A 22,300-nucleotide genomic window follows, 5' to 3' on the forward strand; every position below is an offset into this window, starting at 1 on the left:
ACTTTAACTTCAGACTCGGGACTTAAGACTGCATACTTAAAGCAGATACCCTAAAAGATCAGAATAGCAATATCTTATTTTACCTCTTCGCCCGGCTTGTTAGCCTTTACCCACGTATTGTATTGCTCAAGCCCTGCAGGATTATCCTCAAAATCATGCGGCAGGTTTGATGTCATCGTTTCGGAGTATGGAGTAGTTTGCGGTATAAAATCTGCATCATGTCCCGGCTTGCTGTAATCGTATGGCCAGCGGTAAACGGTAGGTATTTCGCCCGGCCAGTTGCCATGGATATGCTCGATGGGAGCAGTCCATTCCAGCGTAGTCGCATTCCATGGGTTCTGTGTTGGCCTCTTTCCAAAGAAAATAGAATGGAAGAAGTTGTACAGGAACGCTACCTGCGCCAGTGCTGCCACGATAGCTGCCCAGGTAATAAATGTATTTACTGATAACCAGTGGTTAAAAGCAGGGAACGCAGTCATGGCGTAATAACGGCGCGGTACACCATCCAGTCCCATAAAGTGCATCGGGAAGAATACCAGGTAAGCACAAATGAACGTTATCCAAAAGTGCAGGTAACCCAGTTTCTCGTCCATCAAACGGCCGGCAAATAATTTCGGGAACCAGTGGTAAACACCGGCAAGCATACCGAAGATGGCCGCCGAACCCATCACAAGGTGGAAGTGGGCCACAACGAAATAAGTATCGTGCAGGTTGATGTCCAACGCGGAGTTACCGAGGAAGATCCCTGTTAAACCACCGGAGATGAAGAACGATACCAAACCGATAGCAAAAAGCATGGCCGGGGTAAAGCGTATATTACCCCGCCACATCGTCGCTATCCAGTTGAATGTCTTAACAGCCGAAGGTACCGCAATGATGAGCGTCGTGATCATGAACACACCGCCCAGGAACGGGTTCATCCCCGTCACAAACATGTGGTGGCCCCATACGATGAATGACAGGGTAGTGATACCGATCAGCGAGTAAACCATCGCATGGTAACCGAAGATAGGTTTGCGCGAGTTAACTGCTATAACTTCCGACGAAATACCCATCGCCGGCATAATTACGATATATACTTCGGGGTGACCCAGGAACCAGAACAAGTGCTGGAACAGGATAGGGCTACCACCCGAATACGGCAATAATTTTCCGTTCAATACAATGTCAGACAAATAGAAGCTTGTACCGAAGCTGCGGTCGAATATCAGCAATACCACACCTGCAACCAGTACAGGGAAGGAAAGGATACCCAGGATAGCAGTCAGGAAGAAAGCCCAAACGGTCAAAGGCATTTTCCAAAGGTCCATGCCTTTGGTACGCATGTTCAACACGGTACTTACATAGTTGATACCGCCCATCAGCGACGATGCGATGAAACATACCATGCTTATCAGCCACAAGGTCATACCCAGTTCGGAGCCCTTCATCGCTTTTGGCAAAGCCGATAGCGGCGGATAAATGGTCCATCCCGGACCTGCAGGGCCTTTTTGGATAAAGAACGATGAAAGCATGATAACGCTGGCTAAAAAGAAGAACCAGTATGAAAGCATGTTTACGAACGGCGACGCCATATCGCGCGAACCAACCTGCAATGGTATAAGCAAGTTACTGAAGGTACCGCTCAAACCCGCTGTTAATACAAAAAACACCATGATGGTACCGTGTATAGTAACCAGCGAAAGATAAAATTCGGGATCTAAACGCCCGCCCGGTGCGAAACGGCCCAACAGGGTTTCCAGCAGCGGGAAAGTTTTATCAGGATAGGCAAGCTGTATCCTGAAAAGAATAGATAACAGCATAGCGATGACTGCCATAGTAATACCTGTGATCAGGAATTGCTTGGCGATCATTTTATGATCCTGGCTGAAAACGTATTTAGTTATAAAAGTGTCATGATGATGGTGTTCGTGATCGTGATCATGAACCGATGCCCCGTGATCGTGAACTGCTAATGTTGACATAATCGCTATACTTGATTAATTATTTAATGCTACCCTTTTCCCTGTTAACTCTTTTACCTGGCTGCCGTAGGCAAGTTGCCATTCCTTTTTAAGCTGATCGTTTACGTATGGTTTCTGATGCGCGAGCCATTCCTGGTATTCGGCCTCAGTAACTACCATAACCACTTTCTGCATGTTGTAGTGACCACCACCGCAAATTTTGTTGCAATACAACAAATAATTGAAGTTAGGGTCATCCAGCCTGTTGCGCATATCGGCAGTGGTGATGGTTGGCGTAAATTTGAAAAAGGTTGGTAAACCCGGAACCGCGTTCATCTGCACACGGAAGTGAGGCAGGTAAACGCTATGGATAACGTCTTGTGCATGAATATTAAGCCTTATGGATTTGTTTACCGGCAACACCAATGTATCGGCCTTCAGATCATCGTAGCTGTTCCTGTCTTTCGGACTAACCGCCAGCATATTGGTAGCTGTGTAATACAACTGGTAATCGGATGAGCCTAATTTACCGTCTTTACCGGGGTAACGAAGCTCCCATGCAAACTGGTGACCGGTGATCTCGATATTGATATCGCCTTTAACTTCTTTGGTGTTGGTAACCTCGCGCCAGGTGAAAAAGCCGAACACAACCAGTATCGTTAATACGATGGCCGGGATAATGGTCCATATCTTTTCGATAGTGTTATTGTGCGGATAGTAATACCCTTTGCGCTTGTCGGAACCGCGGTATTTAAATGCAAAGCCGAAAAGCAATACCTGGGTGATCAAAAACACCACCATGGTGATCGCCGTGGTAACCCAAAACATCATATCGATCTTGCCGCCATGTGCCGAAGCCGACTCGGGCAAAATTTGTGTACCCTGTTCAGTAAACGACCAGTAGGCGCCGTAAAGTCCAGCTACCAGGAAAACGATACAGAAAACCCCGATAATGTTGTTCCACTGGATGCCTTTTTTACCCTGCATCTTAAGGGTCAGGTCGTATATTTTTAATATTTTCCCCACAACGGCAACGATAACGCATACCAGCAGGAAAAGCAGGACATAGTATCCTACCCCCAACCACATGGCGCCTTTATCAACCGGCGCATCCGTTCCCGCTGCTGCAGTTTGCGCCATCAGGGTATTGGTGCCCAACAACGTAAACGCGGCAAAAAGCGAAAGTATTTTTTTAGAATCTATTAGTCTTCTGAATCCCATTTTAATATCTGTTTGGTATTCTGTATCAGGTTGCAAATTTAGTAATTATTAAATGTGATGATGTAAGCTCTCTTCCAGGAACGGGTGGTTCTTTGGTATAAGCGATTTGAATCTGCTCAGCGTGCTCAGCAACAGGTATGTGAACAAACCTGCAAATCCTATAAACACGCCAGGTTCAACCCAACTGATAACTCCCCAGTACCAGTGCTCGTGCGGAGCTATGGTGCCCGGAGCGATCATCTGGAAGTAATCCAGCCAGTGGCCGCACAGCAATATGATGCACATTACTTTTAAAGTACCCACATAGCGTTTCGAATCGCGCGACATTAATACAAGTAATGGCGCACCAAAGTTGATAACGATATTCAGCCAGAACCAAACTTTAAAATCAGGTTCCCATCTTCTGTAGAAATAAGCTGCTTCTTCGGGAATATTTGCATACCATGTAAGCAGGAATTGCGCAAACCACAGGTAGGTCCAGAAAACCGAGAAGGCGAACATAAATAAACCCATATTGTGCAAATGGTTTTCGGTAACCCATGGCAGGTATCCGGCCTTTCTCAGGTAAATGATAACCAGTGTCATCGCCGACAGGCCGCTTACCCATAGGGCAGCCAGGTTATACCAGCCGAACATGGTAGAGAACCAGCGTGCCTCGAGCGACATAATGCTGTCGAAGGCAAATACCGGAACTGTGAAACCGAACAAAACCAGGAACACCGCCGAAGCAACAAAGCTTTTGTTATAAAACTTCATGCCGCCCAGTTCATCCTCGCTCATCGAATATTTCTGAAGCAGCCATCCGAACAGGCTGTAAATAGCCAGGAAGCCTATGATACGGGCCAAAAAGAACCCGACATTTAAATATCCCGATTTACCAGCGATAACCGCGTCATATATCCCGCTGCCCTTAACGGTAAGATCCTTTGAGGCCCAGCGCGCATACAGGTATGGTTCTACGTGCTCCTTCCCGTCAACATTAACCGTGTGGGTCATGGATAAACCGGCCACTACGATAATGATCAGTATAACTGCTGCTATCGGCAATACACGACCAAAGGCCTGCGGTATGCGTAAAATAGATGCCGACCAGCCTGCCTGCGCTGCGTACTGAATAGCGCAGAACATTACCCCTGCGGTACATACGCAGGTAAAGTAATAACCCATCAGCAGCAGGTTAGAAAAAGTACGCTGCTGGTGCCCGGTTAAAAACCCTGCCAAAATGGTTACAACACCAATAACAATAGCGATCAAGCTCCAGGTTTTTACTTTGCCTGTAAATTGATATTGCTCGTCAAAACTATTATGAGTCTTCATTTAATAATATTATTGTTTTTGTAAATGGTGCACATACATAATTACTTTCCAGCGCTCCTCCGGTGCAAGCTGCGAAGCGTATGAACCCATTGCATTTACTCCATAAGTTATGGTATGATATATTTTGCCGTCGGTCAGATCTTTCATGTTACCGCCGCGCGACGATACCCCGCTCGAGTAAGATGGAGGCGCCGGATATCCGTGCTGCACTACCAAACCATCGCCCTGTCCGTTCATACCGTGGCATGGCGAGCAGAAGTGCTCGAAAAGCACTTTTCCGTCGGCCATATTAGCCTCAGTTTGCGGCAGCGGGCTCGTAACTTCGGTGCCTGCTTTTTCATACCCGTCTTTTGTATTTGGATAGTCGAACGTTACAAAGCCGATAGGAATAGTTCCTGCAGGCGGAGTTTGTGCCGTCTTTCCGTCTTTAAAGTTAGGGTTGGCCTGATCGGGGTCATACGCAATATGCTCATACATATTGGGGGCGTATTCCCAACCCGTGCTCCTTTTATCCTTGCACGAGGTAATTACAACCGTGGCCGCTATAGCCACCGATGCGATCCCCAATACTTTTATTTTATTCATAGCTAACATATTTTCTGTCGTTATGCTTTATTTCAACCGCCCCGGCTTCCTTTAATATATTCGTAATGTCTTCGTGCGGGATATTCCCTTTCGCATCAATAGCGATCACAAAACGGTCGTCTGTTGCCCTCAACTCCATAACCCTTGGCGCCCGGCCGGGGAAAAGGTGTGTGGCGAAGAAGAAGGTGATCGTCATACCAAACGCCGTGAACAATACTGTCCATTCGAAAGTGGCAGGGATAAAGTTTGGAACTGCAAATGCCGGTTTACCACCGATATTCATCGGCCAGTCGTGCACCAGGGTATAATAAATGATGCTGAAAATGGTTGTACCGCCCAGGCAGCCGAACATGAATGCCGCGTAACCCAAACGCGATGATTTGATACCCAGTTTATCGTCAATACCGTGGATAGGCATTGGGGTATACACATCATAAATAGGGACGCTGTTCTTCTGCAATTTATCGATCCCGTGCATCATCACATCCGGATCGTCAAAAAGGCCTAATATAAATTTAGTGCTGCTCATTATTATTTCCCTTTATAGTCCGACAGTTCAACGCTGTCAAATTTCGTTAACGACTCTTTATAGAATTCGGCATGTGACGGATCGACATGTCCATCGGCCATTAATTTCTTTTTAGCCTGCTCGCTCGAGCTCTTCAGCAACAGTTTTACTTCGGCCATTGCTATTGAAGGGAAAACCCTGATGAACAGCAGGAACATAGTAAAGAACAAGCCGATAGAGCCAACGAATACGCTCATATCAACCCAGGTCGGATAGAACATGGCCCAGCTTGATGGTATAAAGTCGCGGTGAAGCGAGATCACGATGATCACAAAACGTTCGAACCACATACCGATGTTTACCACGATAGACAATACCCACGACACAGGGATGTTCGTACGCACCTTTTTGAACCACATCATCTGGGTCATCAGTACGTTACAGCCGTACATCATACAGCCTGCCCACCAGTACGGGCCGGTAAACCTGTTAAGGAAAGTATATTGTTCGTACTCGCCGCCTGAATAGTAAGCGATGAAGAATTCTGTCAGATAAGCCACACCGACAATAGAACCTGTCAAAAGGATGATCTTGTTCATCGATTCGATGTGGAACATGGTGATATAGTTCTCCAGGCCTAATACCTTACGCGCTACAAGTAACAGTGTTTGCACCATGGCAAAACCCGAGAAGATAGCACCCGCAACGAAATAAGGCGGGAATATGGTAGTGTGCCATCCCGGCTCCAGCGATGTGGCAAAGTCCATGGATACTATGGTGTGCACTGAAAGTACCAGCGGGGTCGAAACACCTGCCAGGATCAGCGATACGGTCTCGAAACGCTGCCAGGTTTTTACAGAGCCTGTCCAGCCGAACGAGCATATAGAATATATCCTGCGGCGGATGCCGGTTGCACGGTCGCGGATGGTTGCCAGATCGGGTAATAAACCTGTATACCAGAATAATAGTGATACCGAGAAGTACGTCGAGATAGCGAACACGTCCCATACCAGCGGCGAATTGAAGTTAACCCACAGAGAACCAAACTGGTTTGGCAGCGGCAGCGGCCAGTAAGCCAGCCACGGACGGCCCATGTGCGATACGACATAAGTAGCCGCACAAATTACCGCGAAGATGGTCATCGCCTCGGCAGAGCGGTTAATAGAGTTACGCCAGTTTTGACGGAAGAGCAATAAGATAGCCGAAATAAGCGTTCCGGCGTGACCGATACCTACCCACCACACGAAACCGGTGATGTCCCAGGCCCAGCCAACTGTTTTGTTCAAGCCCCACGAACCTATACCAAACCAAAATGTCCAGCTTACGGCAAACACCCACAGCAACGCGCCAAGCGATGATATGGTGAAGCCTATCCACCAGGCTTTATTGGGCATATTTTCTACCGGTCTAAGGATATCATCCGTTATTTTGGCGTAGGTAATATTCTCGCCGGTAATTAACGGTTCCCTTATTATTGATTCTTGATGAGATGCCATATTGTATAAATATCTCTTGTTATAGTTTATGCTAATGTTTCTGCAGTGTTCCTAACTTTCACCTGGTAGCCAATACCCGGTTTAACGCCAAGCTCTTCCAACACATAATAAGTTCTTTCGCTCTTCAGCAGTTGCGAAACTTCGGAATTAGGATCGCTTGCATTACCAAACACGATAGCGTTGGTTGGGCATGTTTGCTGGCAGGCCATTTTGATATCGCCGTCTTTAAGCGGGCGTTTTTCAATTTTAGCTTTCAGCTTACCGGCCTGGATACGCTGGATACACATAGAGCATTTTTCCATTACACCGCGGAAACGGGTTGTAACATCAGGGTTCAATACCAGGTGTGTATGTTCGTTGATCAGGTAATTGTCAAAGCGTGAGTCGTTCCAGTAGTTAAACCAGTTAAAGCGGCGCACTTTGTACGGGCAGTTGTTAGCGCAGTAACGGGTACCCACGCAGCGGTTATAAGCCATGTGGTTTATACCTTCGCTGGAGTGTACGGTAGCCAGTACCGGGCAAACCGTTTCGCATGGAGCATGATCGCAATGCTGGCAAAGCATCGGCTGGTAAACAACCGCTACATTATCCAGGTCCTTCAGATCCTCTATTTCTTTTTCTTCAGTTATCGATTTACCTTCTTCATTGAAGCTGTAGTAACGGTCGATACGGATCCAGTGCATTTCGCGGCGGCGGCGAACCTCGTCACGGCCTACAACAGGCACGTTATTTTCGGCGCTGCACGCTACCACGCAGGCACCGCAACCGGTACAGGCATTCAGGTCTATCGCCATCACCCAATTGTATTGCGGGTGCTCGTAATCGTCCCAAAGGTCTTCGTATTCTTTATGTTTCAATGAACCGCCGCTGTTTGAAGACGGGTCCTTTACATATTCTTTAAATGTAGTTTCGCGGATAACATTACGGCCCTCGATAGAGTGGTGCGTCTGGGTTTGGGCCAGTATCACGTTATCGCCGGTTGTGCTTATGGCAGCAACAGTAGCGGTTTGGAAAGTTCCGTTTACAAAATTCAGGAACGGATAAACATTTTTACCTACGCCCTGCCCTACCGGACCAGCTTCTGTACGGCCGTAACCAAGGGCTATTGAAATAGTTCCCTGTGCCTGGCCCGGCTGCACCAATATTGGCAACGCAATGGTATAGCTTGTATTGTTATTCGGATTCTTTACTTCGATATTGATCACATCGCCCTGTACGTAACCGGCCTTCTTCATATCGGTCGGCGACATGGCAGCAAAGTTGTCCCAGGTAACTTTCGATACCGGGTCGGGCAGTTCCTGCAGCCATGGGTTATTGGCACGCTTACCATCGCGCAAAGCGATAGACTGGTAAAGCTGAACTTCGTATTGTTTATCACCCTTAGCTTCAAGCGTGGTGCCCTGGTTAAGGATGGTTTGTGCCACGCCGTTAAGATCCTTGGCAAATGAATAGCTTCCGGCAGGTTTGTCGGCAACTTTTACAAAGCCGGTCTGCAACAAAGCTTCCCAGCCCTTTTGGCCCGATAAGCCGCCCTTAGCAAGTAGTTCCTTATCCCAGGTATTCCTTACATACGTGTAATAATCTTTAACTGTGCTGTCCGACCATACCATCAGGCTTTGTTCGGCCTGGCGGGTATCGTATACCGGGTTGATGGTTGGCTGTATCACGGTATAGTAACCCTCGATGGCGTTACCATCACCCCACGATTCAAGGTAGTAATGGTTTGGCGCAACAACGTTACATATAACAGAAGTTTCGTCCTTACGATCGGCGAAGGTCACCTTCAGGCGCACTTTCTTCAAGGCATCCTTAATGGCCTGCCCGTTATGGTATTCGTAAACCGGGTTTGAGTTGAGGAAGAATACGGCGTCAACTTCGCCGCGGTTCATTTCGCCAACAAAATCGGTAAATTCGGCATCGTTGCCTTTATATTGATTTGAATAATTATCCAGGTCGATGGTAGTACCATAGCTTCCTAATTGGGCGTTGATGGCATTTACCAGTATTTGTTTGGCTACGTCGTTGCTTCCGCAAACTACAAGCGCCTTACCCTGTGCAGCTTTCAGCTCGGCGGCAACCAGTTTAACTGCTTTATCAGCCGAGGTATTGCCCAGAGGTTTGCTCCCCGGCAACGTGGTGCCCGTTACGGCATTGTAAAGGTTTACTAGGGCCAATCCTTCTTCTGAAGGTTTGATCAGGATACGGGTATCAGCATTTGAACCTGTCAGGCTCATACCGGTTTCGAACTGGATATGACGAGACATTTTTTTGTTCGCCAGCGATTTGCTGCCACGGTTCTTAACCCACTGTCCCATAAATTCGGAAGGCGATATCCAGGTACCGAGGAAATCGGCGCCGAAGCTCACGATCACATCAGCCTTGTCAAAATTGTAATGCGGGATAACCGCTTTACCGAAACTGTTCTGGTTAGCCTGGATAATGCCGGTGTAAGATACCGCATCATAAGTAATATGCTTGGTGTTTGGATATTGTGCAATAAAATCGGCAATTACAGCTAAAGTAGAGGGGCTGTTGATAGTTGAAGTTACCAGCCTGATCTTTTTGCCGCCTGTTTTGATAGCGCCAAGCTCCCGTTTAACAAAAGTATCTATTTCGTTCCAGCTCGAATCGCCGCCGTCAAGCATCGGGTTGTTCAGCCGGTTGTAGTCGTAAAGATCAAGAACGGAAGCTTGCGCCTGTGCGCTCAAACCGCCTTTTGCCAAAACATCATTCGGGTTACCTTCAACTTTGATCGGGCGGCCCTCACGGGTTTTTACAAGGATAGCGTGACCGTCGTATGTAGAAACATAATAGTTAGCCACACCCGGGGTTACCTCTTCCGGTTTTATAAGGTAAGGGATGGATTTATGTACCGGTACTTTCTGACAAGCTGCCAGTGTAACAGCGCCTACGCCGAAGCCTAATGCCTTTAAAAAATCGCGGCGCGGTGTTTTGCCCATCAATCCGCCACCACTCAACACTTCCTCGATAGGGATCGGCTCGGCAAACTCATGTTTATTTTTCTCAACAAATTCCGGCTCGTTGTTTAGTTCTTCTAAACCCTTCCAGTATTTTTTATTGCTGTCCATTTAAGCTATATAAACTGTAATGTTTCTCAAATATTTATTAATAGTGGCACTTGCCGCACTCGATACCGCCCATCATCGCTTCGGTCACTTTCTCACCTTTCCTGATCATTTCGTGAACCGCTTCCATTTTTTCGTAGTAAGCGTTGCCCTTTGTATTAACCTCGGTACGCCTGTGGCACTGGATACACCATTTCATTGTAAGCGGCGAATATTGATAAACCTCCTTCATGGTCTCAACAGGGCCGTGGCAGGTTTGGCATTTCAAACCCTGTACCTTAACGTGCTGCGAGTGATTGAAGTAAGCAAAATCGGGCAGGTTGTGGATGCGAACCCACTGCACCGGCCTCATTTTGGTGCTATCGTATTTCTGTGTCTGCGGATCGTATCCAAGTGCATCATATATCTTGTGTATTTCGGCAGATGGCGCATTAGAACCTTTCAGTCCCGTGATCACCTTGTGGCAGTTCATACACACATTTAAAGAAGGGATAGAGGCATTTTTCGATTTGTAAGCCCCCGAGTGGCAATACTGGCAATTGATCTTCATAGCGCCTGCGTGCAGGTCGTGCGGGAACTTGATCGGCTGAACAGGTTGATAACCCTGGTGAACATCGGTGTTCCACATCGTCATCCAGGTCCAGCCACCGCCGGCAATAGATACACACAGCAATACAAAGAATACAAACTTTTTATTTTTCGCAAGCTTTTTGATACCTGCATACTTATCAACCTGTACTTCTTCAACAGGAGCAGGCTCAACCAGCAGGTCGGGCTTGTTTGCTATCAGGCGTTCAAGGGTTTTAACAACCTTGTTCAATACCAGGATAACAATAAAGGCTACGATGATAACACCGATAAGGCCGAATATCATGATATTGCTCGGACCCTTGTCGGTTTCTACAGCACCGCCAGGGGGCTGTTTTTTAGCATTATCCTGTATCGTCTTCCACTCGGTACGCACATAAGTTAAAATGTTCGTAACGTCGGCATCGGTCAGGTCGGTAAACACCGTCATGCCCGACTGGTTATACTCGTTGTAGATAGCGAGGGCTTTAGGGTCCTTTGCTGCGATGAGTGCCGAGTTGTTCTGGATCCATTTTACCAGGAACTTTTCGTCAGTTTCCTTATCAAGCTGCGGGCCCAAAGCGGGACCGATCAAACGATCCTTGATCTTATGGCATGTGGTACATTTCGCTTCAAATATGGTTTTGCCTTTGGCGGCGTCTCCCTGCGCATAAGCAGAAAGCCCCAAAATAGTAAAACCAGCAACAAGCAGAACCGACCTTGAGAATTGTTTTAAAATCAATGAGATGCTTCTCATAAAGTGTATTTATGCTAAATAATTTCGTGTATTATCTGTTTGAAACCAATTGCAGACGTATTAATCGTTCAGATTTTTCAGCCACAAAAGTAAAATTTATTACAGTATGGCTGACAAATTAATGACAGTTATATATAATTTATAATCGTTCTAAATAAATACAAAAAGCCCTTAAAACAGGTCGTATGGGCATTTTTTTAATCAACGGGCTTAAATAGGTTTTATAATACAATATTAACTTTTTTTGAATTAATATTTATTGTTTTAACAGCCACGCAAAAATTAACGGCGCTACAATGGTTGCGTCCGACTCAACTATAAACTTAGGGGTGTTAATGTCGAGCTTGCCCCAGGTTATCTTTTCGTTGGGTACGGCACCCGAGTATGAACCGTATGACGTGGTTGAATCTGATATCTGGCAGAAGTAGCTCCAGAAGGGAATATTCTCCATTTCCATGTCCTGGTAAAGCATTGGCACCACGCATATCGGGAAGTCGCCGGCAATACCGCCGCCGATCTGGAAAAAGCCTACACCTTTGCCTTCCGAATTCTTCACATACCAGTCGGCCAGCCAGGCCATGTACTCGATACCGCTTTTCATGGTAGTGGCTTTGATCTGCCCTTTGATAACATAAGAAGCGAAAATATTGCCCATAGTTGAATCTTCCCATCCGGGCACAACTATCGGCAGGTTCTTTTCGGCAGCCGCCAGCATCCACGAATTTTTGGGGTCTATCTCGTAATACTGTTTCAGTTCGCCGCTCAGCAGTATCTTGTACATGTATTCGTGCGGGAAGTATCGTTCGCCGTTATCGTCGGCATCTTTCCATATTTTGTGAATATGCTTTTGCAGCCGTCTGAACGCTTCTTCTTCGGGGATACAGGTATCGGTAACCCGGTTGTAGTGATTTTCCAACAGTTCCCATTCATCGGTTGGGCTCAGGTCGCGGTAATGCGGCACACGTTTGTAATGTGAGTGGGCCACCAGGTTCATAATATCCTCTTCCAAATTGGCGCCGGTACATGAGATGATGGCAATTTTATCCTGGCGGATCATTTCGGCCAACGAGATACCCAATTCGGCCGTGCTCATGGCACCTGCAAGGGTCACCATCATTTTACCACCCTCGGCTAAATGTGTTTCGTATCCTTTGGCTGCGTCCATTAGTGCCGCGGCATTAAAATGCAGGTAATTTTTCTCAATAAACTGGGAGATAGGTCCTCGTGTGTTGCTCATTTCGCTGTTCTCTAAATTTGGCGCAAAATTAGCTTTTTTGTTTATAGTTTAGTGATTAGTTAATCAGTGATTTGCGATCAGGGGCTAAATTAACAAATTACTAATCACAAGTTAACCAGTCACAAATTCCTACCTTTGCGCCTTCAACCTGCTATGAAAAAACTGCTTGTACTATCTCTTATTTTATTTTGCTTTCAACAGTCACAGGCGCAGGGTATCAAAAAGTTCATCAAAAAGATGTATTTTGATAAGGATAGCACGAAACACAGCAGTTTTGTGGTGCTGCCTATAATCACGTCGGCGCCGGAGACCGGACTGGAAGTGGGCGGCGCAGGCTTGTACTCTTTTTATTCGGATACCGTTGCGGCCAACCATACCAGGGTGTCTAACATCTACCCATATATATCAGTAACTACCAAGGGACAGAGCCATTTCAGTGTGAGCACCGATCACTGGAGTACGAAAAATCTATATCATTATACCGCCTCGGTAAGTTATATCAATTACCCTTTTAATTTTTACGGCATAGGTAATAATACCCGCAAGGCCGATGCAGATCATGTGGATGAAAAGCGTTTTAAACTGGATATAAGCGATGCGAAACTGGTTACCAAAAATCTTTATGCGGGTTTTGTGGCCGGCGCCTACCATTACGCTTATTTTGATACCCCGCCAACCGGCATCTTTATAACTGATCCGCAAATTGAGAACCGCGACGGCGGCGGAGGCGTTTACATAGGCCCCAGCCTGGTTTTTGATAACCGCGATAACAACACCTACACTACCAATGGGCTTATCATTAATGCTTATTATAAGCTGATGAAGGGTGTATTTTCCGATAACGGTTATACGGGTGGATTTTTCGGTATTGAATATTCGCAGTTTTTCAAGCTGAACAGCAAATTGATACTTGGACTGGATATCCAGGAACAAAGCCTTACGGGCGGCTCTTCGCCTTTTTACCTGCTGCCTGCACTTGGCAGCGATGAAATGATGCGCGGTTATTACAACGGGCGGTATCGCGACCGCAATTTCATCGCCGGGCAAACCGAACTCCGTTACCGCATAAGCGACCGCATTGGTATCGTCGGATTCTTAGGAGCTGGAGAAGTGGCACACGGGAATTTTTCTGCGCGCACCCTAAAACCGAATTATGGTGGCGGGCTGCGTTATTTCTTCGATACGGAAAAAGGCCTCAGCATCCGTGCTGATTACGGCATCGGGCAAAAAGTTAGCGGTGAGCAGCGGCAAAGCGGGTTTTATATTGGATTGGGGCAGGCGTTTTGATGTGCAGATGCGTGGATGTGCAGATATGCAGATCAATAAATTCTTCATTTTTCAATCATTTGCACATCTGCACATTTGAAATCTGCACATCATTATATTTTTATCAAAAAATCCTCCTTCGCCTGTCCCCTTTTAAAGTAAACCAGCCCTATCCAAAACAGATCGATCGTCACCGTTACCTGTGGATGTGCTTTAATTTCGGCCCAGGCCTCTTTCATGCCGTCGCTCCAGTAAATATCATCAAAGATCAATAAGGTATTCTCGTGCACTTTCGGCAGGCACCATTCAAAATATCTTAAAGTTGCTTCTTTGGTATGATTACCGTCGATAAAAACAAAATCAAGCTGATCCAGCTCATTGATAACGTCGGGCAGGGTATTATCAAAATTGCCGGTTATTTCGTGTATGCCGTACACATCAGCTTTGCGAAATGTTTCGAGAGCGATGCCTGCTGTTTGCGGGCAGCCTTCCAGCGTATACAATTCGGCACCAGGCGCTCCTTCTTTCAGGTAAACCGAAGTGATACCAAGACAAGTGCCTAACTCGATCATATTGCGGGGTTGCAGGTCGGCGACCAGGCGATAAAGCAATTTCGCCAGCTGAGGCGGTTTTAAAGCATTTTTAGCTATCCCGCTAACCTTCTTTTGGCTGTCGTTGTTGACATGCGATCCGGCGCCAAGGTCGGTCACATTTATCACTCTTTCGTCAGAAAGCAGTTCGCGGCGCAGGTTCTCAACCTTTTCATATACTTTTTTGTTATGATAGTCGTAAATTACACTATCGACGAGCCTGTAAACAAAAGGCGAATGTGTGCCATGCCTGGTTTTTGCTTTGAGCCGGTGCAAAAGGAAGTCCTTAGCGAACCTTAAATTAAACATGGCCGTAAAAATAGACAAAGGTTTAGTATTTTAGTATTTGAATGATCGACCCTAAAGAGATACACTCATTAATAAAACTGCTTGATGACCCCGACAAAGAGATATTCGAGCATATTCATAATAAATTAGCCTCATATGGCGGCGAGGTGATAGAATACCTGGAATCGGCCTGGGAAGAGGCTTTCGACCCGATACAACAGGAGCGCATAGCCGGACTGGTGCACGAGATACAGTTCCGCCTTTTAAAAGAAGAACTCAAACTATGGTACCAGGGCGGGGCGTTCGACCTGCTGCAGGGCGTTATCGCCATCAATAAATACCAATACCCCGACCTGGACGAGCAAAAAATTATTAACCAGATAGAAGCGATCAAGCGCGACATATGGCTGCAGATGATCTACGACGCCAGCCCGGCAGAGCAGATCAAGCTTATAAACCACGTATTCTATAATATACATGGTTTCAGCGGCAACACATCCAATCACCAGGACCCGCAAAACAGTTACTTGAGCCAGGTGCTCGAAACCAAGAAAGGCAACCAGATATCGCTGGCTATCATCTATTCCATAATTGCTCAAAAGCTGGATATACCGGTATACGGCGTTAACCTGCCGCAGCATTTTATACTGGCTTATGTGGATGAAAGCATGGAGACCGAATTTGAAGGAGGCATTCTATTCTACATTAATGCATTTAGCCGCGGCACCATCTTTGGACGGCGGGATGTGGATATGTTCCTGAAAAACCTGAAACTGACCGCCGAAAAGCAGTTTTATGAACCGTGCTCCAATGCGGATATTATCCGACGCATTTTAAGGAATCTGATCAGCTCCTACGAGAACCTGGGATCAGCCGAAAAGGTAGCAGAGTTGAATGAGTTACTGGGCCTGTTGGATGCTTAATTGATTAACGAATCATTATCTTAGTGGCGCCCAATCTTCAAAAAATATGCTAAACCTGGCTAAGCGGCTGCTTAATAAGATCAAAAGGACCTATGCTTCCCGAAAGGAATGGGATGCGCGCATCAATGATGTTATAAACTGCGCAGATAACAAATATATACCACGTGTAAAAAATGCCGGGGCTATCCAGGGCAATTTTCAACTAATGCATAACGGCGTAAAAGTACAGCGCGATGGATATTACGGCAGCGGTATAACCCGCATGCTTGTTAAAAATAAAGGTGTTCACGAGCCGCAGGAGGAAAGAGTATTTCAGGAAGTTTTAAAGCAAATGCGCGCAAATAGTACCATGATAGAACTCGGGTCGTACTGGGCGTTTTATTCGATGTGGTTTTTGAGTAAGGTGGAAGGCGGCAAAACATATTTATACGAGCCTGCAACAGAAAATTTAACTGTTGGCAAAATAAACTACCGGGAAAACAACTTTCAAGGTGATTTTAATCATGCATTTATAGGGGGTGTGGTTGATCATAACGGTGTCCCTACACTTAGTGTAGACTACATTGTAAAGGATAAAAAAATAGATTTTATAGATATCCTGCATTGCGACATACAGGGGGCTGAACTGGATATGCTTAACGGTGCGATAGAAAGCGTTAGTAAAGATATTATAGGCTACTTTTTCATCAGCACACATTCCGACGAGTTACATGTGGCCTGCCTTGATTTCTTAGGCGCGCATAACTATTTTATAGTTTGTGAGGCCGATCTTTCAAATTCATATTCGTACGATGGTATTATTGTAGCGCGGTCGCCAAATTACGCAGGCATCAATCGCATAGCTATCGCCCGCAAATAGCTTAATATTTTACTTTTTATCCGGCAATCAGAAGCCGTTCAACCTTAGCCAATTCGCTGCCCAGTCGAACCAATGGTCGGTTGTAGTAGGGTTATTTAATCCAAAGCCATGCCCGCCTGCCTGGAACAGGTGCATTTCGGCTTTAACTTTATTTTTTACCAAAGCGTCGTAAAACAGCAGGGAATTTTGCACCGGCACCACGTCGTCGTCTTCAGCATGAATTAGAAATGTAGGCGGCGTGTTGGCAGTTACCTGTTTTTCGTTGGAATAAAGATCGATCAGTTGTTGCGACGGGTTTTTACCGATCAGGTTCTCGCGCGAGTAAGCATGTGCAAAAGGGCCAAAGCTTATCACCGGGTATATCAGCATAGCAAAATCGGGCCTGAGGCTGATATTACTTTTGTTGTCGATAACGACCTTGTCAAAGTGGGTATCAATGGTCGATGCCAGGTGCCCGCCAGCGGAAAAGCCAATAACGCCTACTTTATGTGGGTTGATACCCCACTCAGCAGCGCGTTCGCGCACTATCTGGATGGAACGTTCGGCGTCCTGTAACGGGCCGATAGTTTTATCTACCATGATCTGGTCGCTCGGCAGGCGGTATTTTACCACAAATGCCGTAACACCTATCTTGTTAAATTCTTCAGCAATAGCCTGCCCCTCATGCCCCGACGCCAGGTTGATATAGCTGCCGCCCGGAAAAATAACGATAGCCGTGCCGGTTGCCGTGCCTTTGGCCGGGAAATAGGGTGTGATCGTCGGGTCGGTCACCATGCTGATGCTATATCCATCCCGTTTCTCCTTGTAGGTTTCAGGCGCCGGTTTTGAATTGGGCACACCATTAGGATAAAGCGGAATAGGTTTCTGCTGGGCAAAAACAGCGGATGAAATTAGCATAGCTAACGGCAATACAGTACGACGAAATTTTAACATAACCAGATTAAATAGGTACGACGTTCAAATATAAACGATTACTTCGAGCCGCCAAATTCCATCAAATAAGCTTTCAGAAATTCGTCCAGGTCGCCATCTAAAACCGCCTGTGCGTTGGATGTTTCATGATCGGTACGCAGGTCCTTCACTAATTTATACGGATGCAATACGTAGTTCCTGATCTGGGACCCCCATTCTATCTTTTTCTTATTCCCCTCGATAGCGTTGCTGGTCTCTTGTCTTTTACGCATCTCGATCTCGTACAATTGCGATTTCAGCAGGCGGATAGCGTTATCCTTATTTTGAAGCTGTGAGCGGGATTCCTGGTTTTTGATAATAATACCTGATGGTTTGTGATATAAACGCACAGCAGTTTCCACTTTGTTCACGTTCTGCCCGCCTGCACCACCCGACCGGAAGGTTTCGAACTCTATGTCAGCCGGGTTGATCTCTATCTCGATGGTATCATCCACCAGCGGATAAACATAAACCGAGGCAAATGAAGTATGGCGCTTGGCATTCGAATCAAACGGCGATATACGCACCAGGCGGTGTACGCCATTTTCACCCTTTAAATACCCGTAAGCAAAATCTCCTTCAATTTGCAGGGTGACTGTTTTAACCCCGGCTACATCGCCCTCCTGGAAATCCTGCTCTGTAACTTTATAGCCGTTCTTCTCACCCCACATAATATACATGCGCATCAGCATACCTGCCCAGTCGCAGCTTTCGGTCCCCCCGGCGCCTGCCGTTATCTGTAGGACAGCGTTAAATTGATCTTCTTCGGACGAGAGCATATTTTTGAATTCCAGTTCCTCTACGGCTTTTGTAGCAGCATCGAATTGCTCCTTCATTTCGGCCTCGGTAGCGTCGCCGCCCTGGTAAAATTCAAATACCACGCCGGTATCCTCAACAGCCGATTCGACCTGCTGGAAAGCGTCGGTCCAAACTTTTTTTGTTTTGATGGAAGCCAGTACCTTTTCGGCTTCTTTTGGATGGTCCCAGAAATGCGGACCTACGGTTATTTCCTGTTCTTTTTGAAGCGCATCGAGTTTAGTATCAATGTCAAAGATGCCTCCTCAGGGAAGTTATTCTTTCCCTTAAATCCTGTATCTGTTCTTTAGTCATGCGGCAAATATAAATTTTAATGTGCAGATTTTGTATTTGATGAGGAAGCGATTACAATCGATCATCAAGACCCGAGTGGATTATTTAGGAGCAAGTATCTCAATTGTCATGCTATCGACTCGAATTGCAATTTGACCTGTTTGTCGATCAAACTGAATTTGTGGGGAATTTGTGATGCTGTTACTGAAAATTGAAGATGCCTGAAGGCCCGAGTCAATATCTTGTATTTTGCTTTCAATTTCTCCCGTTTCAGTGTTTATAATTTTGGGAAACTTATACATATCCCATGCTCTGCTGTCATTTATAGGAAATAGATTTCCGAACTCCCCGTCAACTTTTACAGGCGCCGATAAGTCATTATGCAGAAAGCGCCAAATGGCAATATGTTTTTGTGGTAACGCTGGTGGCTTCTTGCGATCGAAGAGCTCTTCGTCAGAAGCTGCAATAAGTATTCTTTCATTATCAATGAAGCTTGCCGTATTAATCTCTGTCCCAAAGTCCGGGTACATAGAACTGCTATCTAATAATAAAGGGTCCTTCAAACATGCCTCTATGTCAAATAATTCAACCCTATCTATCGGATGCCAAACCCAGCCACAAACCATTAAATATTTATTATTAGGGCTAATGGATAATCGTGAATGAAAGATGTCTGAAGGATTTCTACCCGGAATATTTGTAACAATTTCGCCTGTTTCGACATTTTCGAAATCAAGCTGACAGTAATCGATAGGGCAGTGGACTAAATAGGTTACATTATTAAAAACAAAAAACGCCGCGGGATACTCATAGCTTTCTGCACAATAATAGGTGCGGTTAATTTCCCGAAGTAGCTCACCATTTTTTAATAAGAGTCCTTTTGTTCCAAGGCGCTTAAAAACAAAAGCGTATTGCCCATCTGGAGAAGTTATTGATCCATCAAAATTAAATGCGTAGTGATATTGTGCGAGTTGTTTCTTCTCTCCATCTAATGAATACTGTTGCCCCGCAGAAACCCAGTCAACAATTTTTCCATTTAACCAATCGATGGTTTTAAGATAGTTGGTCTTAATTGTATAGCGCTTCATAAGTAGAATGACAAGGCGTGCCGCTAACAAATATATAAGTTATTAATTAGGTCCCCATAAAAACGTCAAAGGGGTTGTAAAATTAATTTACAGCCCCTCCGAACTTGTTTTTATAGATAGTGTATCTTACTTCAATGTTTATCAGATCATCAGCCCGTCGACCAGCCGGGTCAGGTCGACACGGTTACCATTGATCTTGGACAGGAACGAACTCAATGCAAACTCCTTGTTCTGCTCGCTTTTCGATTGCTTGATCAGTTCGAGCATTACAGGCGGCATCAGTGAATTCGCAGTATTTAAGGCAGACGCAGGGCTCATGCCATAAAACTTGTTCAGTTTGTTAGCAAATTTATTAACCACACTGGTAACCAGCGGGTTCTTGTAGATATCAGGATACTGAAAATATTTTACAAGGTCCTTTAGCTTACCCGATTCCATCTGGCCCTTAAGAACCTCGATGATCGAACTCGAAGCCTCATTGATGATCGCCTCGCGATATTTCTCGGGTATTTCCGGATTGTCGATAACAGCCTTCCCGGCGTTATTCTTTACCAATAAAAACAGTTTCTCAAACATAAAACTTATCCCTCTTTAGTGTATTGACAAAATAATGACAAATCCATCATTTGTTTGTCATTGGGTCAAAGATATTAATTAAATATTTCTATTTTCAAACAATTTGTCAAAATAATTTAATAATTCCTCAAATTTATTCGTGTAAAACAAACACTAAGCTTAGTGTGTTGAACAGACACAATAAATGGTGTGTTTTATACACCGGAAAGAACTGTTATTGTCACACTTATAACACTCTTTCTACAATTATGTCAATACCTGAATATTTAAATTCTATTTTTGTAAAAAAACATCAACTATGTTGCCAAATATTGATTTTACCTCGACACAGGCCTATAAATACTTAGCCGACCATTTCATCGATATCATATCAAAAAACCTGAAGGACCTCTTCAAAGCTGACAGTGAACGTTTTAACAAATTTTCGATCCAATTCAACGATATTTTGGTCGATTATTCTAAAAACCGCATCGACGACGAGACTGTCGCTTTATTGATACAGCTGGCAAAAGAGTGTAAAGTAAAAGAGGCAGCAGAGGCGATGTTCTCGGGCGAAAAGATCAATGCGACCGAGGGGCGGCCCGTATTGCATATAGCATTGCGCAACCGCAGCAATAAGCCCATTTACGTGGATGGCAAAGATGTGATGGAAGATGTTAACCGGGTATTGCAGCAAATGAAAACTTTTAGTGGGGCGATCATATCGGGCGAGTGGAAAGGTTTTACCGGCAAAGCAATAACCGATGTGGTAAATATTGGCATCGGCGGATCAGACCTCGGCCCGGTGATGGTAACGGAGGCGCTGAGGCCGTACAAGAATCATTTGAACATGCACTTTGTTTCCAACGTAGATGGCACCCACATTGCCGAAGCGCTAAAAACGCTTAACCCGGAAACTACTTTGTTCCTGATAGCATCGAAAACATTCACCACGCAGGAGACCATGGCTAACGCCCATAGCGCACGCGATTGGTTCATTGCCGGCGGAGGCAAGGATGGCGATGTTGCAAAACATTTTGCCGCCCTGTCTACCAACGCCAAGGCGGTTGAAGCGTTTGGCATCGATACGAAGAACATGTTCGAATTTTGGGATTGGGTTGGCGGACGGTATTCGCTGTGGAGCGCCATCGGCCTATCGATCGTATTGAGCATAGGTTATGAAAATTTTGTCGAGCTATTAACAGGCGCCCACCAGGTTGATCAGCATTTCCTGAATACTGAATTTGAAGAGAATATCCCGGTGATATTGGGACTGATAGGAATATGGTATAACAACTTCTTTGAATCAGAAACCAATGCGATCCTTCCTTACGACCAGTACATGCACCGCTTTGCGGCTTATTTTCAGCAGGGCGACATGGAAAGCAACGGCAAGCATGTCGACCGTAACGGAAACAGTGTCGACTATTCAACCGGCCCCATTATTTGGGGCGAACCGGGCACTAACGGTCAGCATGCTTTTTACCAGTTGATACACCAGGGCACCAAGCTGATCCCCTGCGATTTCATAGCCCCGGCGCAAACACATAACCCACTTGGCGAGCATCACCAGATGCTGCTGTCAAACTTCTTCGCTCAAACGGAAGCTTTGATGAACGGCAAAACCCGCGAGGAAGTGGTAGCCGAATTGAAGGCCTCAGGCAAATCGGACGCTGAGATAGAAAAACTTGCCCCATTCAAAGAGTTTGACGGCAACCGCCCAACCAACTCCTTCCTGGTTAAAAAGATCACGCCGCGCACTTTAGGTTCACTGATAGCCATGTACGAGCACAAGATATTTGTGCAGGGCATTATCTGGAACATTTACAGTTTCGACCAATGGGGTGTTGAACTCGGCAAGCAATTAGCCGGTAAAATTTTACCTGAATTAAGGACTGGCGACGAGATTAGCAGCCATGATTCGTCAACCAATGGGCTGATCAATCAATATAAAAACTGGAGGTAAGCCCCCAA

18 protein-coding genes are annotated in these 22,300 nt (G+C 45.7%); 4 read left to right on the forward strand and 14 right to left on the reverse strand.

Translation table 11 applies throughout. The features are described from left to right. Nucleotides 1-74: 74 nt before the first annotated feature. The 9 genes from FRZ54_RS24160 to FRZ54_RS24200 form a co-directional block, all read right to left on the reverse strand. A complete protein-coding gene (locus tag FRZ54_RS24160) occupies nucleotides 75-1,964 on the reverse strand; it encodes a cytochrome c oxidase subunit I (RefSeq protein ID WP_147034357.1) in 1,890 nt (629 codons plus the stop codon). A gap of 15 nt (nucleotides 1,965-1,979) precedes the next feature. After that, nucleotides 1,980-3,164 carry a cytochrome c oxidase subunit II gene (locus tag FRZ54_RS24165; RefSeq protein ID WP_147034358.1) on the reverse strand — a complete coding sequence of 395 codons (1,185 nt, stop codon included), beginning with the start codon at nucleotides 3,162-3,164 and terminating at the stop codon, nucleotides 1,980-1,982. A 48-nt stretch (nucleotides 3,165-3,212) separates the two neighbouring features. Beyond that, nucleotides 3,213-4,481 carry a quinol:cytochrome C oxidoreductase gene (locus FRZ54_RS24170; RefSeq protein ID WP_147034359.1) on the reverse strand — a complete coding sequence of 423 codons (1,269 nt, stop codon included), beginning with the start codon at nucleotides 4,479-4,481 and terminating at the stop codon, nucleotides 3,213-3,215. Nucleotides 4,482-4,490: 9 nt separating this feature from the next. Next, complete coding sequence (locus FRZ54_RS24175; protein WP_147034360.1) at nucleotides 4,491-5,075, reverse strand: c-type cytochrome; 585 nt, start codon at nucleotides 5,073-5,075, stop codon at nucleotides 4,491-4,493. Beyond that, complete coding sequence (locus FRZ54_RS24180) at nucleotides 5,059-5,595, reverse strand: DUF3341 domain-containing protein (RefSeq protein WP_147034361.1); 537 nt, start codon at nucleotides 5,593-5,595, stop codon at nucleotides 5,059-5,061. The genes FRZ54_RS24175 and FRZ54_RS24180 overlap by 17 nt, the downstream gene beginning before the upstream one ends. A gap of 2 nt (nucleotides 5,596-5,597) precedes the next feature. After that, a complete protein-coding gene (nrfD, locus tag FRZ54_RS24185) occupies nucleotides 5,598-7,070 on the reverse strand; it encodes an NrfD/PsrC family molybdoenzyme membrane anchor subunit (protein WP_147034362.1) in 1,473 nt (490 codons plus the stop codon). 26 nt (nucleotides 7,071-7,096) lie between these two features. Then, nucleotides 7,097-10,159: a TAT-variant-translocated molybdopterin oxidoreductase gene (locus FRZ54_RS24190; RefSeq protein ID WP_147034363.1), complete on the reverse strand. Its 3,063-nt coding sequence runs from the start codon at nucleotides 10,157-10,159 to the stop codon at nucleotides 7,097-7,099. Between the two features lie 37 nt (nucleotides 10,160-10,196). After that, nucleotides 10,197-11,480, reverse strand: coding sequence for a c-type cytochrome (locus tag FRZ54_RS24195; RefSeq protein WP_147034364.1), 1,284 nt, complete (start codon nucleotides 11,478-11,480; stop codon nucleotides 10,197-10,199). A gap of 256 nt (nucleotides 11,481-11,736) precedes the next feature. Continuing rightward, complete coding sequence (locus FRZ54_RS24200; RefSeq protein WP_147034365.1) at nucleotides 11,737-12,717, reverse strand: deoxyhypusine synthase family protein; 981 nt, start codon at nucleotides 12,715-12,717, stop codon at nucleotides 11,737-11,739. Between the two features lie 153 nt (nucleotides 12,718-12,870). Here FRZ54_RS24200 and FRZ54_RS24205 point away from each other — a divergent pair, with 153 nt between their 5' ends. Next, on the forward strand, nucleotides 12,871-14,004 hold the full coding sequence (locus tag FRZ54_RS24205; RefSeq protein ID WP_147034366.1) for a BamA/TamA family outer membrane protein: 1,134 nt from the start codon (nucleotides 12,871-12,873) through the stop codon (nucleotides 14,002-14,004). Nucleotides 14,005-14,096: 92 nt separating this feature from the next. On the opposite strand, the gene FRZ54_RS24210 is transcribed toward FRZ54_RS24205, so the two are convergent. Further along, nucleotides 14,097-14,882: an O-methyltransferase gene (locus FRZ54_RS24210; RefSeq protein ID WP_147034367.1), complete on the reverse strand. Its 786-nt coding sequence runs from the start codon at nucleotides 14,880-14,882 to the stop codon at nucleotides 14,097-14,099. Between the two features lie 41 nt (nucleotides 14,883-14,923). Here FRZ54_RS24210 and FRZ54_RS24215 point away from each other — a divergent pair, with 41 nt between their 5' ends. Continuing rightward, nucleotides 14,924-15,784 (forward strand): transglutaminase family protein, encoded by an 861-nt coding sequence (locus FRZ54_RS24215; RefSeq protein ID WP_147034368.1) that lies wholly within the window; start codon nucleotides 14,924-14,926, stop codon nucleotides 15,782-15,784. Between the two features lie 46 nt (nucleotides 15,785-15,830). Further along, nucleotides 15,831-16,643 carry an FkbM family methyltransferase gene (locus FRZ54_RS24220; RefSeq protein ID WP_147034369.1) on the forward strand — a complete coding sequence of 271 codons (813 nt, stop codon included), beginning with the start codon at nucleotides 15,831-15,833 and terminating at the stop codon, nucleotides 16,641-16,643. A 27-nt stretch (nucleotides 16,644-16,670) separates the two neighbouring features. Here the strand turns inward: FRZ54_RS24220 and FRZ54_RS24225 are convergent, their stop codons facing one another. The 4 genes from FRZ54_RS24225 to FRZ54_RS24240 all read right to left on the reverse strand — a co-directional run bounded on the left by FRZ54_RS24225 (nucleotide 16,671) and on the right by FRZ54_RS24240 (nucleotide 20,347). Then, nucleotides 16,671-17,540, reverse strand: a complete 870-nt coding sequence (locus FRZ54_RS24225; RefSeq protein WP_228462586.1) for an alpha/beta hydrolase — start codon at nucleotides 17,538-17,540, stop codon at nucleotides 16,671-16,673. Nucleotides 17,541-17,614: 74 nt separating this feature from the next. Beyond that, nucleotides 17,615-18,704, reverse strand: a protein-coding gene (gene prfB / locus FRZ54_RS24230; RefSeq protein WP_147034371.1) for a peptide chain release factor 2 whose coding sequence is annotated in 2 segments (ribosomal slippage) — nucleotides 17,615-18,643 and nucleotides 18,645-18,704 — 1,089 coding nt in all. Because the reading frame shifts where the segments join, the coding sequence is not laid out codon by codon here. A gap of 80 nt (nucleotides 18,705-18,784) precedes the next feature. Beyond that, a complete protein-coding gene (locus tag FRZ54_RS24235) occupies nucleotides 18,785-19,771 on the reverse strand; it encodes a hypothetical protein (protein ID WP_147034372.1) in 987 nt (328 codons plus the stop codon). A gap of 141 nt (nucleotides 19,772-19,912) precedes the next feature. Then, a complete protein-coding gene (locus FRZ54_RS24240) occupies nucleotides 19,913-20,347 on the reverse strand; it encodes a hypothetical protein (RefSeq protein WP_147029608.1) in 435 nt (144 codons plus the stop codon). Between the two features lie 298 nt (nucleotides 20,348-20,645). On the opposite strand from FRZ54_RS24240, the gene pgi reads away from it, so the two are divergent. Then, nucleotides 20,646-22,292 (forward strand): glucose-6-phosphate isomerase, encoded by a 1,647-nt coding sequence (pgi, locus tag FRZ54_RS24245; protein WP_147029609.1) that lies wholly within the window; start codon nucleotides 20,646-20,648, stop codon nucleotides 22,290-22,292. Nucleotides 22,293-22,300: the final 8 nt, after the last annotated feature.

Source organism: Mucilaginibacter ginsenosidivorans (assembly GCF_007971025.1).
Taxonomy (GTDB): domain Bacteria; phylum Bacteroidota; class Bacteroidia; order Sphingobacteriales; family Sphingobacteriaceae; genus Mucilaginibacter; species Mucilaginibacter ginsenosidivorans.